Source organism: Clostridium sp. CTA-19 (assembly GCF_054767855.1).
Genome location: NZ_BAAABH010000052.1, coordinates 1 through 15098 on the forward strand (window position 1 = coordinate 1; position 15098 = coordinate 15098).

At 27.5% G+C, this 15098-nt stretch carries 15 protein-coding genes, 1 tRNA gene and 1 riboswitch; of the genes, 13 read left to right on the top strand and 3 right to left on the bottom strand.

All coding sequences use genetic code 11. From position 1 onward, the window contains the following. Positions 1-43: 43 nt before the first annotated feature. The 3 genes from ACYUE0_RS16955 (at position 44) to sfsA (ending at position 1221) form a co-directional block, all read left to right on the top strand. Positions 44-119: transfer RNA gene (locus tag ACYUE0_RS16955), tRNA-Lys, on the top strand. A 165-nt stretch (positions 120-284) separates the two neighbouring features. Then, positions 285-500 (top strand): DUF3006 domain-containing protein, encoded by a 216-nt coding sequence (locus ACYUE0_RS16960; protein ID WP_061996546.1) that lies wholly within the window; start codon positions 285-287, stop codon positions 498-500. Between the two features lie 28 nt (positions 501-528). Continuing rightward, on the top strand, positions 529-1221 hold the full coding sequence (gene sfsA / locus ACYUE0_RS16965; protein ID WP_061996547.1) for a DNA/RNA nuclease SfsA: 693 nt from the start codon (positions 529-531) through the stop codon (positions 1219-1221). A gap of 41 nt (positions 1222-1262) precedes the next feature. On the opposite strand, the gene ACYUE0_RS16970 is transcribed toward sfsA, so the two are convergent. Both ACYUE0_RS16970 and ACYUE0_RS16975 read right to left on the bottom strand, forming a co-directional pair. Next, entirely contained in the window at positions 1263-1604 is a 342-nt protein-coding gene (locus ACYUE0_RS16970) for a hypothetical protein (RefSeq protein WP_460271754.1), read from the bottom strand. Then, positions 1604-2830, bottom strand: coding sequence for a DUF1576 domain-containing protein (locus tag ACYUE0_RS16975; RefSeq protein WP_460271756.1), 1227 nt, complete (start codon positions 2828-2830; stop codon positions 1604-1606). The genes ACYUE0_RS16970 and ACYUE0_RS16975 overlap by 1 nt, the downstream gene beginning before the upstream one ends. A gap of 184 nt (positions 2831-3014) precedes the next feature. Here ACYUE0_RS16975 and ACYUE0_RS16980 point away from each other — a divergent pair, with 184 nt between their 5' ends. The 7 genes from ACYUE0_RS16980 to ACYUE0_RS17010 all read left to right on the top strand — a co-directional run bounded on the left by ACYUE0_RS16980 (position 3015) and on the right by ACYUE0_RS17010 (position 9158). Further along, complete coding sequence (locus tag ACYUE0_RS16980) at positions 3015-3707, top strand: beta/alpha barrel domain-containing protein (RefSeq protein WP_061996549.1); 693 nt, start codon at positions 3015-3017, stop codon at positions 3705-3707. After that, entirely contained in the window at positions 3707-3880 is a 174-nt protein-coding gene (locus ACYUE0_RS16985; RefSeq protein ID WP_010299678.1) for a hypothetical protein, read from the top strand. Before ACYUE0_RS16980 ends, ACYUE0_RS16985 begins: the two co-directional genes overlap by 1 nt. Before the next feature lie 201 nt (positions 3881-4081). Then, a complete protein-coding gene (locus tag ACYUE0_RS16990) occupies positions 4082-4267 on the top strand; it encodes a hypothetical protein (protein WP_061996550.1) in 186 nt (61 codons plus the stop codon). A gap of 173 nt (positions 4268-4440) precedes the next feature. Continuing rightward, positions 4441-5517 carry a pyridoxal-phosphate-dependent aminotransferase family protein gene (locus ACYUE0_RS16995; RefSeq protein ID WP_460271758.1) on the top strand — a complete coding sequence of 359 codons (1077 nt, stop codon included), beginning with the start codon at positions 4441-4443 and terminating at the stop codon, positions 5515-5517. A 527-nt stretch (positions 5518-6044) separates the two neighbouring features. Beyond that, positions 6045-6953, top strand: a complete 909-nt coding sequence (locus ACYUE0_RS17000) for a D-2-hydroxyacid dehydrogenase (protein ID WP_460271760.1) — start codon at positions 6045-6047, stop codon at positions 6951-6953. A gap of 17 nt (positions 6954-6970) precedes the next feature. Beyond that, the gene (locus tag ACYUE0_RS17005; RefSeq protein ID WP_460271762.1) at positions 6971-8215 is read left to right on the top strand and encodes a DUF1015 domain-containing protein; all 1245 of its coding nucleotides are present in this window, start codon (positions 6971-6973) and stop codon (positions 8213-8215) included. A 193-nt stretch (positions 8216-8408) separates the two neighbouring features. Then, positions 8409-9158, top strand: a complete 750-nt coding sequence (locus ACYUE0_RS17010) for a tRNA threonylcarbamoyladenosine dehydratase (protein ID WP_061996561.1) — start codon at positions 8409-8411, stop codon at positions 9156-9158. Positions 9159-9228: 70 nt separating this feature from the next. Here the strand turns inward: ACYUE0_RS17010 and ACYUE0_RS17015 are convergent, their stop codons facing one another. After that, complete coding sequence (locus ACYUE0_RS17015; protein ID WP_061996562.1) at positions 9229-10410, bottom strand: class I SAM-dependent methyltransferase; 1182 nt, start codon at positions 10408-10410, stop codon at positions 9229-9231. A gap of 200 nt (positions 10411-10610) precedes the next feature. Here ACYUE0_RS17015 and ACYUE0_RS17020 point away from each other — a divergent pair, with 200 nt between their 5' ends. From ACYUE0_RS17020 to mgtE, 3 genes are all read left to right on the top strand, one after another. Next, entirely contained in the window at positions 10611-11780 is a 1170-nt protein-coding gene (locus ACYUE0_RS17020) for an MFS transporter (protein ID WP_061996563.1), read from the top strand. A 14-nt stretch (positions 11781-11794) separates the two neighbouring features. After that, positions 11795-12733 carry a GNAT family N-acetyltransferase gene (locus ACYUE0_RS17025; protein WP_199870901.1) on the top strand — a complete coding sequence of 313 codons (939 nt, stop codon included), beginning with the start codon at positions 11795-11797 and terminating at the stop codon, positions 12731-12733. A 57-nt stretch (positions 12734-12790) separates the two neighbouring features. Further along, positions 12791-12956, top strand: a riboswitch (M-box (ykoK) riboswitch). Between the two features lie 269 nt (positions 12957-13225). Beyond that, the gene (gene mgtE, locus ACYUE0_RS17030) at positions 13226-14563 is read left to right on the top strand and encodes a magnesium transporter (protein WP_199870897.1); all 1338 of its coding nucleotides are present in this window, start codon (positions 13226-13228) and stop codon (positions 14561-14563) included. Positions 14564-15098: the final 535 nt, after the last annotated feature.

The window sequence follows — 15098 nt, forward strand, 5'->3', positions numbered from 1 at the left end:
ACGGGTGACTGTGTGGGAGGGTAGGTTGTTGCCAGGTAAGTATGGTTCACTAGCTCAGTCGGTAGAGCACATGACTTTTAATCATGGTGTCCGGGGTTCGATTCCCCGGTGAGCCACCAAATCGTAGTATTTATACTACGATTTTTTTTATATAAAAATATTAACATATACACAAATGAAAATAATAGAAGTGGACAGAATAATTAATAACTATATAGATTGTGGATAAAATATTATAGGAGGTGAAATTTAGTAAAGGAAAACCTTTTCTTTACTAAAAATATATGAATTTTATAATAGATAGATTTGAAGGAGAGTTTGCTGTTTGTGAAAAATCAGATAGAAATATGGTTAATATAAAGATAAAAAATCTTCCAAAGAACGCTAGAGAGGGAGATGTTATAATATTAAAAAATGATATTTTTCATATAGACATAGAGGAAACGATAAAGCGTAGAAAGGAGATAGAGGAATTAAGTAGGGATTTATGGAATGAGTAAATTATAATATACTTAATTATATATAATAATGATTATAAAAAATGATATTCTAAAAGTAGAATTTGTTAAAAGGCCAAATAGATTTCAAGGGTATGTAATTATTCATGGAAAAGAGGAATTAGTTCATGTTCCTAATACGGGAAGATGTAAAGAAATTCTTATACCTGGATGTGATGTAATTTTAAGAAAAGAAGACAATCCTAGTAGAAAAACTAAGTATGACCTTATTGCTGCGTATAAAGAAGGAAAATTAATAAATATAGATTCTCATATTCCAAATAAAGTTGTAGAAGAAGCTCTTAATTTAAAAAAAATTGATAAATTAAAAGAATATAACATAATACAAAGAGAAAAAACATTTGGAAAAAGCAGATTCGATTTTAAATTAAGTAAAGATACAGGAGAAGAGTATTATTTAGAAGTTAAAGGTGTAACATTAGAAGAAAACGGACATTCAAAGTTTCCAGATGCTCCTACAGAAAGAGGAACTAAACATTTATTGGAGTTGGTTGATGTAATTAATAGTGGCAGAGGTGCAGGGGTATTATTTTTAATACAAATGGATAATATGAAGACTTTTACTTCCAATGATGATACTGATGAGAAATTTGGAAAAGCTTTAAGATATGCTAAAGATAAAGGAGTAGATATTTTTGCATATCAATGTAAGGTTAGTGAAAATAGTATAGAACTATATGAGACGGTTAAAATTATAATTTAGTGATTTTATAGTATAATAAAAAATCGTGGTATCACGATTTTTTAATTTAGTCTTATTAAATTTATAGTTAATATATTATTAGTATAATTTATAGATATTTCATCAGTCATCATTCCTACTAAAGAAAGTTCTGAGTTTGTATCATCGCCACCATTTAGTAACCAATAGTATTCCTCTATTTCTGGTTTTCTAGGTGTAGATAGCAGAAAGTACATTTTATCTATAGATTCTTTTGACAAGTCGTCTATTTCACTAGCTAAGTTTATTACAACTCTATCACTTAATTTAGAAAAATTAACGTTTACATTTTTGCATCCTATATTAAGACAATATAACATTATTTCATTTATAATTCGCATGTTTCTTTGATTAATATGTTTCATTACTCATTATACTCCTTTTTAAATGCAGTTATGAGAGGTACTAAAATTATTGCTACAAATCCAGCGGCAAATCCATTATGATATAAATTCATTCCTCCATGTAAGTATCCTATATTCATCACCATAAATATATGCATAAATCCGGCTATAATACCATAGGGCCATCCAAAATTTCCGGCTATAGGACAAAGTGCAGTACTAAAAAGCATTCCTAATATCATACCAGGAGAGTTTAAATCCCAGATGCTTAAATAGGCACCTAATAAAGCTCCAATTATAACTGGAAATATATTTTTAGGATGTTTGCCAAAAGAACCAAAACCAGCTACAGTAAAAATTCCAGATAGAGTTGCACCATTTAAATCACCTTTGATTAATAATACAAAAATAGTAGCAAGTAATCCTAAAATTCCTATATTAAGATAAGTAATTGAAGGACCTAAAATTGAGTAAAAATCTGTGACTAGTTTTCCGGAATACTTAAATATGCAAGGATAATTTTTAAATACATTTTTATCACTAATATATGATACTATAATAATAGTAGTAAATACAAATATTAAAAATATTAGCAAAATTAAATTGTTGCCTGCTGACCATAATAATTTTTTTTCAAAGTTCATGCCAATAGCAGTGAATAGAGAGGCTAGAGCAGTTCCTAAAAGACCTCCAGCAAGACCAACATTAGCAAGACTATATCCTTGATGTAAGTGTACGGTATAAGAAGCCATTGGTGGAAGTATAAAACCTAGTAAACTACTTATACTTAAAGATATTACAATTGATAGTAAATTAGGAAATATATCAGAAAACATTAGAAATGTTACTGTTGGAGCTAATGTTGTTCCGAATAACATTATAACCACGAAGTTAGAAAATGGTGTTTTTTGATATTTAGAATATAACCATACACCAAAGACGATTGGCCATATGTTAACTATATTCTTACCAAATAATGAAAAGCCGGCAGTGGTTAGTAAACCTGCTATTATAGGACCAGTTGGCTCTATTTTTAGGTGTAGTAATAATAAAGTTAAAGTTAACATTACAAAGGCTGAATTTAAAAATGAAGGTCCTAAACCAGATAAAGCTATGTAATCAGTTATTAATATATCAGATTCCATGACTATTTTAGTTAATCCATTAAATAATTCAATTGGAGGTTCTAAAAGTAAAGATATAAAAAATAATACAAAGCAATATGAAATGATGAGAAAATAGGGCAAATATTTTGAATTTTTAAAAGTTACTATAATATGTCCCCCCTTAGATAGATATTTTATGTTTATAGTATAGCATGTACATATATTTTAAAGCTATAATTTTTATTTAAAATTATTGTATTACAATGATATATAATATATATTATATATATTAATCATATTTTATAAACGGTAAAGGAGAAAAGTTATGAGAAAATTTGTACCAGAATTTAAAGGATTATTAAGAAGCCATATGATTGAGTTACCTAGAGCAATTAGAGATGCTAGTGGAATTATTATATTTGGTAAAAGGCTAAAATCCTTTGTTTTTTCAACTGACGTAGCAATAATAAGGAATACAAATGCAGATGCAGTTATTGCAGTATATCCTTTTACTCCTCAACCGAGAATAACAGAAGCATTGTTATTAGCATCTGATGTTCCCGTATTTTGTGGAGTTGGTGGATCTATTACCACAGGAAAAAGAATAATCAACTTAGCTTTAGATGCTGAATTTAAAGGTGCTATGGGTGTTGTTGTTAACTCATCTACGCCAAATGAAGTAATACAGCAAATGCGAGAAACAATAGATATACCTATAATTGTTACTGTTGTTTCAGAATATGAAGACATAGAAGGAAGAATAAATTCAGGAACTACTATATTAAATGTATCTGGAGCTAAAAGAACAGCACATATTGTAAGAAAAATAAGAGAGAAGTATCCAGAGTTCCCAATTATGGCAACTGGTGGACCGACAGAAGAAAGTATTAAAGAGACAATAGAAGCAGGTGCGAATGCTATATCATATACACCACCATTTACTGGAGAAATATTAAATGAAATAATGGTTGCTCATAGAAAGAGATATAAATTACAAGAAAATGAGGAGCAACAATAATGGGTGCAGATATTGTTGTTTTTAACTGTAAAAAGTGTCCTGAGTACATAAATAAAAATTGTAATGGTATGGAGAGTAATTGTATGTGTAGAAATTGTCCAAGAAATCTAGGACAGTGTATAATAACTAAATATTGTAGGGAAACTGAATCAATTATAGAAGTGGAAAATTAGCAGAATTTTTTAATACTGCTAATTTTTTTTCGCAAAAATACAAATACTATAGTAAAATAAGCTCTAATTTAAATCTATTCATGAATTAAAGGTAATGTTAAGCAGTTGATTACTATTGAGGGTATACCAAAAGTTAAAAAGCAAATTTGGAACCCTATATAAAAATTTTAATTAATATTTATATGATAAGGAGAATTTATTATGATTAGTAATGAAGTAAAAATGAGAGTTGCACAAAATTGTCATGGTTATAGCTGTAGACATACATATTCACTTATGAGTTTTGTTGAATCTAGTCAAAGCTGTAGTACATGCAAAAATTATGTAAGAGGAAAATGTATTAAGGATCTATTTGATGATGTTTATAGCAAAATAAGGGTAAATTAATAATAAATAGATATATAGACAACTATTTGATTTCTTAATTGTTTAGAATATTTTATAAATTTGCAATATTTCAACTTGAAGAAAATTATTCCAAATGATAGAATTATATTGATTTTAGATATACTTAAAATTAAAGGGGACTATATAATTTATTAAATTTTGGAGGGGTTATAATGCATAAAAGATTATTTATACCTGGACCAGTAGATGTAGCACCAGATGTGCTAGAAAAAATGTCTATGCCGATGATAGGACATAGAAGTAAGGAAGCTTCAAGAATTCAAAGAACTATAAGTGAATATATGAGAAAAATATTTAATACAAAAGAAGAAATACTTCTTTCTACAAGTTCAGGAAGTGGTTTAATGGAAGGGGCCGTTAGATCATGTACTGCTAAAAGAGCAGCTATTTTTTCAATAGGAGCTTTTGGAAATAGATGGTATGATATGGCTATATCAAATAATGTTCCAGCAGATAAATTTGAGGTTGAATGGGGAAAACCAACTACACCAGAACAAGTTGATGAAGTTTTAGCTACAGGAAAGTATGACTTAATAACAGTTACTCATAATGAAACTTCTACAGGAGTAATGAATCCTTTAGATGAAATTGGAAACGTTGTAAAGAAATATCCTAATGTAGTATTTTGCTTAGATACAGTAAGCTCAGCTGCAGGTACAGAATTAAAAGTGGATGAGTGGGGAGTAGACATATGTATTGCATCCACACAAAAAGCTATAGGACTTCCTCCAGGAATGTCTGTTTGTACGTTTTCACAAAAAGCAGTAGAAAGAGCTAAAGAAGTTCCAAACAGAGGAATGTACTTAGATTTATTATCATTATATAATTATATCCAAAAGAAAGATTATCAATATCCTTCAACTCCATCACTATCACACATGTTTGCACTTGAATACCAACTAGATAAAATTATAAATAAAGAAGGATTAGAAAATAGATATAAAAGACATATAGAAGGCGGAGAAATTGTTAGAAATTGGGCTAGAAAACATTTTGAAATATTCCCAGATGAAAATTATATGTCTAACACATTAACTAATGTGAAAAATACAAGAAATATAGATGTAGCTGCATTAAATAAAGCTTTAGGAGAAAGAGGATATCAAATATCTAATGGATATGGAAAACTTAAAGATAAAACTTTCAGAATAGCTCATATGGCAGAAACTACACCAGAAGAAGTAAAAGAATTATTAAAGGTAATAGATGAAATTTTAGGACTTAACTAAAAAATAATAGATAATTAAGAATGTAACTTGCTATAACATAGTGAATAAACTTAAAATTATAAAGCTTATTATAATGCTATTTAATTTAAGTATATAATCACTCTTTGGGGTGTCTTAAATTTACAGTATAAAAGACATCAGTATGTATTAGCTATAATTTATTTTAAATTATAGCTAATACAATGCAGATACATTCTTAATTTATTATGGTATATATAAGGAAATAAGCTTATATTTAAGTTATTTATCAAATCTTTGTTATTAGTTGATAAAAATAAGTACAACTGTAGTTAGTTAATAGTTAAAAGAAAGCTATTAACTAACAGTAAAATATTAATTTTAAATCTTCTTATTTGGTAAATGGCTAGCTTTAAAGTTTAGTTTAGAGCACTATAGTTGGATGAAAGTTATATTTAAATTGTTTGGGGAAGTAATTTAAGTATATGTCCAATGTTTAGGAATCTAAAAATATATAAGTATGATTTTGAAATAGATAGGAATAAAAAGTAAATTTGGGGGGCTATAAAATGATAAGAATATTAGTTACTGATGGTATGTCAGCTTCAGCTGTTAAGGATTTAAAGGAAAAAGGGTTTGACGTTGTTGAACAGTTTTATGAACCAGAAGAACTTGGAAATGCTCTAAAAGAATTTGATGTAGTAGTTGTAAGAAGTGCTACAAAAGTTAGAAAACCAATAATAGATAAAGCTTTAGAAACTGGAAAATTAAAACTTATAATTCGTGGTGGTGTAGGTGTTGATAATATAGATGTGGATTATGCGAAGGAAAAAGGAATAACTGTTAGAAATACACCAAATGCTAGTAGTGCATCAGTAGCAGAATTAGCGCTGGCTCATATGTTTGCAATAGCAAGATTTATTTCACTATCTAATGTATCTATGAGAGAAGGTAAGTGGGATAAGAAAAAATATAAAGGAACAGAAATATCAGGCAAAACTTTAGGATTAATTGGTTTTGGAAGAATAGCTAAAGAATTGGCTAAAAGAGCTGAAGCCTTAGGTATGAAAGTACTTTATAATAATAGAAGAGGTAAGTTAGACGGTTACGATAGCTATGAGTATTGCACATTAGAGGAATTATTACAAAAATCAGATTATGTATCACTTCATATACCAAGTCAAGGTGGAAAAGCTGTAATAGGTGAAAACGAATTCAAGTTAATGAAAAAAACTGCTTATTTGATAAACTGTGCAAGAGGTGGAGTAGTTTGTGAAAAAGCTTTAATAGAAGCTTTAAATAATGAAGTTATAGCTGGTGCAGGAATAGATGTTTACGAAGAGGAGCCAACTAAAAATACAGATTTAATAAATCATCCAAAAGTTTCTGTTACACCTCATATAGGAGCATCAACAAAAGAGGCTCAACAAAGAATCGGGGAAGAAATAGTAACTATAATAACAGAAATTTTTAAATAAAGAGGGGGAATCTACCTATGGCAATAGTAAAATCATTTAAAGCGATAAGACCAAGAAAAGATTTAGTAGATAAAGTTGCTGCATTACCATACGATGTCATGAATACACAAGAAGCAAGAGAAATGGTAAAATCTAATCCATATTCTTTTTTGCATGTAGATAAAGCACAAATCGATTTAAATCCAAGTACAAATCAGTATGATAAAGTTGTATATGAAAAGGCAAGAGATAATCTTTATGGGATGATTGATAAAAAAATATATATTCAAGATGCAGAAAAATCAATGTATATATATAGACAAGTAATGGATGGAAGAGAACAAACTGGTATAGTTGCATGTACATCTATAGATGATTATATGAATGATATAATAAAAAAACATGAGCATACTAGAGCGGAAAAGGAACAAGATAGAATAAATCATGTTGATTATTGTAATGCAAATACAGGTCCTATATTTTTAACATATAAAAATATAAAAGAAATAGATGAAATAGTTGAGATCTGGACTAAAAAAGAAGCTGAATATAATTTTGTATCAGAAGATGGTATTTCACATATAGTTTGGCTAATTGATGATAAAAATACAGTAGAAAAATTAGAAAATTTATATAAAGATGTTAAATATCTTTATATAGCAGATGGACATCATAGAGCAGCCTCTGCTGTAAAAGTGGGACAATTAAGAAGAAAAGAAAATCCAAATTATAATGGAAATGAGGAATTTAACTTTTTCTTATCTGTTATATTCCCATCAGAAGATTTATATATAATGGATTATAATAGAGTTGTTAAAGATTTAAATGGAAATTCTAAGGATGAATTTTTAAATAAGGTAAGTGAAAAATTTGAAATCAAACCTTGTGATATATGTGAGCCATATAAACCATCAGAAAAATGTACATTTGGTATGTATATAGATAAGAAATGGTACAAGCTTACAGCTAAAAAAGGTACTTATAATGAAAAAGATCCTGTAGATAGTTTAGATGTTTCTATATTACAAAATAATTTATTAAGACCAATACTTGCAATAGAAGATCCTAGAACAAGTGATAGAATTGATTTTGTTGGAGGCATAAGAGGCTTAAAAGAACTAGAAAAAAGAGTGGAAGAAGGAATGGTGGTAGCCTTTTCAATGTATCCAACTAGCATAATGGAACTTATGGATATAGCTGATGCAGGAAGAGTTATGCCACCTAAATCTACATGGTTTGAGCCTAAGTTAAGAAGTGGTATATTTGTTCATGAATTAAAATAAACTTTATATAAAGTAGTAGGAAATGTTAAGTTTAATTATTTTTTAGATAATTACTAACATTTCCTACTTTTTTATTTGATATTAATTTAATATTTATGTAAAATATAAAAAACTATTTAGTTATTAAGATTTAGGTAATAATAAAGAGTATAATTAAAAGGATTAAAATTAATATATAAAGGGAAGTGATTTTATGCCAGAACATTCATTATCAAGAACTGAAAGATTGATAGGATTTGAGGCTTTAAATAAGTTAAAAAATAGCACAATCATTATATTTGGAATAGGTGGAGTTGGGAGCTTTTCAACAGAGGCATTAGCAAGAAGTGGAGTTGGAACTCTTATATTAGTAGACAATGATGACATAAGCATAAGTAATATAAATAGACAAATTCATGCTACTTTTAAAACTGTAGGACAAAGTAAGGTAGAGACAATGAAAGAACGAATATTAGATATAAATCCTAATTGCAATGTAATAACTCATCAAACTTTTGTTACAAAGGAAAATATACCAGGTATAATAGGAGAAAATATAAACTATGTTATAGATGCAATAGATACAGTTACATCTAAAATAGATTTAATAGTATATTGTAACGAAAAAAACATACCGATAATAAGTTCAATGGGAACAGGTAATAAGTTAGACCCTGCTCAATTTAAAATTGCTGACATATATAAGACTAATGTATGTCCACTAGCTAAGGTTATGAGACGAGAATTAAAAAGAAGAGGAATTAAAAAGACAAAAGTTTTATTTTCAGAAGAGCTTCCTGTTACTCCGTTACCAGAAGAAGTAGAAGATATAACCAATGTTACTGATAATGATAAAGTAACAATAAGAAAAAGAGTAACACCAGCAAGTATAGGTTTCGTGCCACCAGTGGCAGGAATGATTATTGCTAGTGAGGTTGTAAAAGATATTATAAACGATTTATAAAAAATATTGATTATATTATAGTTTAATATAAAAATAAAACACTATCCCTTTGATAGTGTTTTATTTTTATTTACCATTCATTTAAATAACTATATAATGCAGGATATACATTGAAATTGTACATTAAGTTCATATATTCATCCATTGCTTCAGTATTTTCATCATATTTTTTTATAGCCTTAATCATAATATTTTTAGGTGTTTCAAGGGGAGATATGTATTCAACTACCGAAACATCGTAACCCTTAGCCTCAAGCAGTAATGATCTCATTCCATCAGTTAAGATATCGGCAAATCTTGTTTTAAAGACGCCATGTTTTAAAACAGATTTTAAAGGGTCATATTTATATTGAGATAGTAGTTCTTTGTGGCAGCATGGAACTGAGATTATAATATCAGAATCTAACTTTATACCTAAAGCTAAGGCCATATCTGTCGCTGTATCACAGGCATGAAGAGAGATAACAACATTAATATTTTTATCTGTTTTATAATCTTTTATATCAACAGCATGAAATTCCATATTTCTATAGCCAAGATTCTGGGCTATTTTTTTTGAACTATCTATAACTGACTTTGAATAGTCTAACCCAATAAAATGGCATTTTCTTTTTTTTACTTCTGTAAAATAATAATTAAGAACAAAAGAAAGATAAGATTTACCACAACCACAGTCTAAAATGTTTATAGTTTTGTTTCTAGGTAAATCATCTAATATCTCACTTAAAAGTTCAACATAATGGTCTATTTGATTATATTTTCTTACCTTATCATTTTTAATTTTACCATCTTTAGTCATTATGTTAATTTCTTTAAGTAGGGCATCTGCTTTTCCTACTTTTATATAGTAATCTCTGTTTAATAAGGTAGAAGTATTTCCAGGAAAATCATCTTTTTTAGATTTCTCATTAGATTCAATATCTTTTATTTGTGTATTTTTCATTGATACGTTCTTATTATCAGCAGTTATAGAAATAATTTCACCACGCTCACTATAAATAAGAGAAAGGCTATCATACCTTTCAGCTTCTTTTGTAATTGTATTAAAGAGTTCGGAGATAGAAATTTCATTAGTAACCCCATTGAAGTTATATTTTAATAAATTATTATCTATTTTTGCAACACCTTTAAAAGTTTTAAGCCCAGTACTATAAACTACATTAATATCTTTGAAGATAGATAAATTTTCAGCATATCTGTTTTCTAAGCCTACTAAAAATAATTTTAATTTAGATATATTAGATTTGTTCACTAAGATCAACCTTTCTATTTAAAATTTTCTATAAGATTATATTACTATAAAATGAAAATTTAAAGGATAATTTATTATTTGTTATTTAAAAATAATATATAATATTTGCTTAATAAATATATTATGTATTTTAACCTATATTTAGCTATTCAATCTAAATAGGTTATAATATATAATTAGTATTTGAAGGTGGTGATTTTTTGAAAAAGAAAAAGAACATATCTACCTTAATATTTATATTTATCACTATGCTTTTTGTTGCTGTTGCGGATAATGTAAAAGGGGTACTAGTGCCAGCATTTAAACAAAGTTTTTCGATAACAAATTCTAATATAGGTGATATATTTTTAATAGGTAGTATAGGTTATGTTTTATTTACTTACTTAGGTGGAATATTATGCGAAAAAATAGGACAAAAACGAACTTATGGATTAGGATTTTTAGTAGTAGTTTTGTCAGCATTTTTGTTTTATGTGTCTAGTGGGTATAAAATGCTATTGATATGCATATTTATATTGAATGTTGGAATTGCATTGATATGTATATCAATAAATACGTTAGTTCCAATGCTAGCCATAGGATTTCAAGCAGTAGCTATGAACTTAACTCATTTTTGTTATGGTGTAGGGTCTACATTAACACAAGCAGGAACAGGGGCTTTTTTAGCTAGAGGATTTAACTGGAGAAGCATTTATATTTTTATAGGTGTTTTATTTCTATTGGCATTTATAATATTTTTATTTATACAAATACCAGAGCCTAATGTAGATTATAAAGCTGTTAAAAAAGATGGTAAGGGAAGTATTAAAGTAGTTTTGAAAAATAAGATGTATTATTTTTATTCTATTGGTTTAGGTTTTTATGTGTTTGCCGAAGTTGCAACAGCTAACTGGTTAGTAAATTTTTTGCAAGAAACTTACAAATTTGATTATCAAAAGAGTACAATATATTTATCAATATTTTTTATATTATTAACTGTGGGAAGATTACTTGGTGGATTTGTAGCAGAAAAAGTAGGATATTTTAAAACGGTAATAATTTCTCTTAGTATTGCATTAGTTTTATATACTAGCAGTTTAATACTAGGTGAGAGAGGCATGTTTTTAATTTGTATATCAGGATTATTTTTTGCTATTACATTTCCAACTGTGGTAAGTACTATTGGTAATACCTTTAAAGAAAATGCTATATATATGTCTGGAATAATAATTACAACTTCAAGTACTATCAATATGTTACTAAATAAATTTATAGGAAATCTTAGTGATGTTATAGGTACTGAAAAAGCATTTTATTTAATACCAATTAGTTTAGTAATTTCCATAGCATTCTTGATTTTGACTTATAGAAATACAAAAACTTTAGTTTGAGGTAGGGATTTATGATGAATAAAAGTGCTTTAGTTGATTTGGTTGTAGCAAAAGGTAGAAATAAAGAATATACAATAAAAGATAGATTAGGAATAACAATTGGCAGAATATATATAATTGAAATTGATGAAGTTAATAAAAATTGTTTGTTTAGGCTAAAATTTTATAAAGAAAATAATAGCTATGAGTATATGTTAGATACTTTAAAGATTATGTTAAACATCTTATTTAATAATCATAAGGTAAATAAGGTAAATGTCTTATGTAGTGAAGAACTAGATACTAATGCATTTACAAATATAGGTTTTGAACTTGAAGGAATATTACAAGATAATATTATAAATAATTGTAATAAGTATGAATATGAACTTTTATTTGGTATAACAGAAAGTATGTATAAATCTCATTATATTAATTTAGGAACAAATTTAAAAGGTGTAAATATAAAATTAAAGGTATTAACTCCACAAGAAAGTAATGATTTATTAAATTATTATATAAGGAATAGGAAGTTTTTAACGCCTTTTGAACCATATAGAGATGAGGGATTCTACACTATAGAAAGTCAAAAACAAAGTTTGATAGAAAGTTACAAACAATTTATAAAAGGCGAATCAGCTCATTTTGGAATATATCTAAAAAATAAATTTATAGGAAGAATAAGAATTAACAATATTGTTATGGGTGTTTTTAAAAATGCATTTATAGGATATTCAATTGATGAAGAATACCAAGGAAAGGGTTATATGAAAGAGGCTGTAAGGCTTGCTATTGGATTTGCTTTTAAAGAACTAGGATTACATAGAATTGAAGCAAGTACAATGATAACAAATGAAAAATCGCAAGGTGTATTAAAGGCATGTGGTTTTGAGGAACTTGGTGTAAGTAAAAATTATCTATATATAAATGGAAAATGGCAAGATCATAAAATCTTCTACAAAAACAATAGGTAAGGGTTTACTTTAGTTATTGATAATAGTATCATTAAATTATATAACAAAATTAAAAATTAATTATCTTGTTAGGTGAGGTTACTGTATGAAAATACGCCACTGCCCAGAAATGTCCAGAGACGCCAATGGGTTAGCAGATACTATCGAATTAAGGTTTTATCTAATGTGGCTGAGAAGAACTCTACGTCTTACAGAGCTAAAACTCAACGTATTAAGGAAAATTAGATTTTAGAATTTTAAATATAGCTTTATTTTGATTTTAAATCTCTCTACTTAATAGGTTGAGGGATTTTTATTTTGTTTTAAAAATAAATTTTAGGAGGTGACTGCCATGGATGATGGAGCCAGTAGTTTTATTATAGGCAAATTGGTAATGGCTGCTATTCATGCAGTTACTAATAAATATATAAACAATTATAATATACTATTTAAAAGTTTATAATATATAGGTAAATAGTGTGAATAGCAGTACCTAAATAGGAGGTATTGCAAATGGAATTCAAAAAAATAGTAGAGCTAATAAGAAAAAATAAATTTGTTGAAGCGAAACATTTATTACAGAATGAAAATCCAGCAGATATAGCACAATTATTAGAAGAGTTAGATAGTGAAACTATGCTAATAGCATTTAGAATTTTATCTAAAGATTTAGCAGCAGAAGTATTTTCTTATATGAATAAAGAGGATATTCATTATATTATAGAAGCAATAAACGATGATGAACTTAGAATTATAATGGATAGGATTTTTTTAGATGATACTATAGATATTTTAGAAGAACTGCCTTCAAATGTTGTAAGTAGGGTTTTAAAAAACACTAAAGAAGGAAAGAGAAAACAAATTAATTCCTTTTTAAATTATCCTGAAAATTCAGCAGGAAGTATAATGACCATAGAGTATATGAGTCTAAAGAAAAAGATGACAGTAGAAGAGGCTATATCACATATAAAGAAAAATGGAATAGATAAAGAAACTATAGATACTTGTTATATAATTGATAAAGATAGAAAGTTACAAGGTGTTTTATCTATTAGACAGTTGATATTGAATGATGACTATACGCAAATAGAAGACATTATGAAAAGCAATGTGATTTATTGCAATACGCTAGAGGATCAGGAAGATGTTGCTGATAAGTTTAAAAAATATGACTTTACAGCAATGCCAGTAGTAGATAACGAAAAAAGATTAGTAGGAATAATTACGATAGATGATATAGTTGACATAATAGAACAGGAGAATACAGAAGATATTCAAAAAATGGCAGCTATGGAGCCATCAGAAGAAGAATATTTAGAAACTGGTGTTTTTAAACTAGCAAAAAATAGAATTATATGGCTGTTAATTCTTATGATTTCAGCTACATTTACAGGAGCTATAATACAAAAATATGATGATGTATTGCAATCAGTTGTAATTTTAGCAGCATTTATCCCTATGCTTATGGATACAGGTGGAAATGCAGGTTCTCAATCATCCACACTTATAATAAGAGGTTTAGCATTAGGTCAAATAGAAATGGGAGACGTTTTAAAAGTAATTTGGAAAGAAATTAGAGTTAGTTTAATAGTTGGTGTAATTTTATCCATTGTTAACTTCTTTAGAATATATTATTTACAAAAGGTTGGGTTAGCTATTTCAGCAACAGTTAGTATAACATTATTTTTTACTATTGTTATAGCAAAGGTAGTAGGTTGTGTATTACCAATAGTAGCAAAAAAATTAAAATTAGATCCAGCTATAATGGCTAGTCCATTAATAACAACAATAGTAGATGCATTATCATTAATTATTTATTTTGGAGTGGCTACTTTGTTACTAGGAATCTAAAGGTATATAGGTCATTTAACAATAGTATTTTATCCTATTGTTAAATGGCTTTTTTTAATACTTTAATCATAGAAAATAGTGAGAAAGTAATGAATATTTAAAATAAAAAAGGTATTTTTTATAAAAACAGTTATTTTTTATGAATACTGTACCAGGAGTGTCGATAAATGAATAATAGAGCATATGTAAAGTAAAATAAGTAAATGAAAAATAAATACAAGTAATAGTAATTTTAACAAAAAATAAATAGGATTAAAAAATATATAATAAATCTTGTCGCTGAGGCAAACAAGTAAGTAGCTCAAGCGATAAGGATTTAAACTTTAAAAGACACTTAAAAATTTTGAAAAAAGTTTTAAAAAAAGTGTTGACAAAAAAGTTAAAAGCTAGTAAAATAGTAAAAGTCGTCAGGTAATGACGAATTGGTCTTTGAAAATTAAACAGATAAATATAGGTAAAACCAGTTAATTCATTTGAGAATCTATTTTGTAGAGACTCACATCGGAAGATGTAAAAAAATTGACTATTATAGTCA

Coding starts and splice junctions, on each gene's coding strand:
- ACYUE0_RS16960 (WP_061996546.1), top strand. CDS start 285: ATGAATTTTATAATAGATAGATTTGAAGGAGAGTTTGCTGTTTGTGAA.
- sfsA (WP_061996547.1), top strand. CDS start 529: ATGATTATAAAAAATGATATTCTAAAAGTAGAATTTGTTAAAAGGCCA.
- ACYUE0_RS16970 (WP_460271754.1), bottom strand. CDS start 1,604: ATGAAACATATTAATCAAAGAAACATGCGAATTATAAATGAAATAATG.
- ACYUE0_RS16980 (WP_061996549.1), top strand. CDS start 3,015: ATGAGAAAATTTGTACCAGAATTTAAAGGATTATTAAGAAGCCATATG.
- ACYUE0_RS16985 (WP_010299678.1), top strand. CDS start 3,707: ATGGGTGCAGATATTGTTGTTTTTAACTGTAAAAAGTGTCCTGAGTAC.
- ACYUE0_RS16990 (WP_061996550.1), top strand. CDS start 4,082: ATGATTAGTAATGAAGTAAAAATGAGAGTTGCACAAAATTGTCATGGT.
- ACYUE0_RS16995 (WP_460271758.1), top strand. CDS start 4,441: ATGCATAAAAGATTATTTATACCTGGACCAGTAGATGTAGCACCAGAT.
- ACYUE0_RS17000 (WP_460271760.1), top strand. CDS start 6,045: ATGATAAGAATATTAGTTACTGATGGTATGTCAGCTTCAGCTGTTAAG.
- ACYUE0_RS17005 (WP_460271762.1), top strand. CDS start 6,971: ATGGCAATAGTAAAATCATTTAAAGCGATAAGACCAAGAAAAGATTTA.
- ACYUE0_RS17010 (WP_061996561.1), top strand. CDS start 8,409: ATGCCAGAACATTCATTATCAAGAACTGAAAGATTGATAGGATTTGAG.
- ACYUE0_RS17025 (WP_199870901.1), top strand. CDS start 11,795: ATGAATAAAAGTGCTTTAGTTGATTTGGTTGTAGCAAAAGGTAGAAAT.
- mgtE (WP_199870897.1), top strand. CDS start 13,226: ATGGAATTCAAAAAAATAGTAGAGCTAATAAGAAAAAATAAATTTGTT.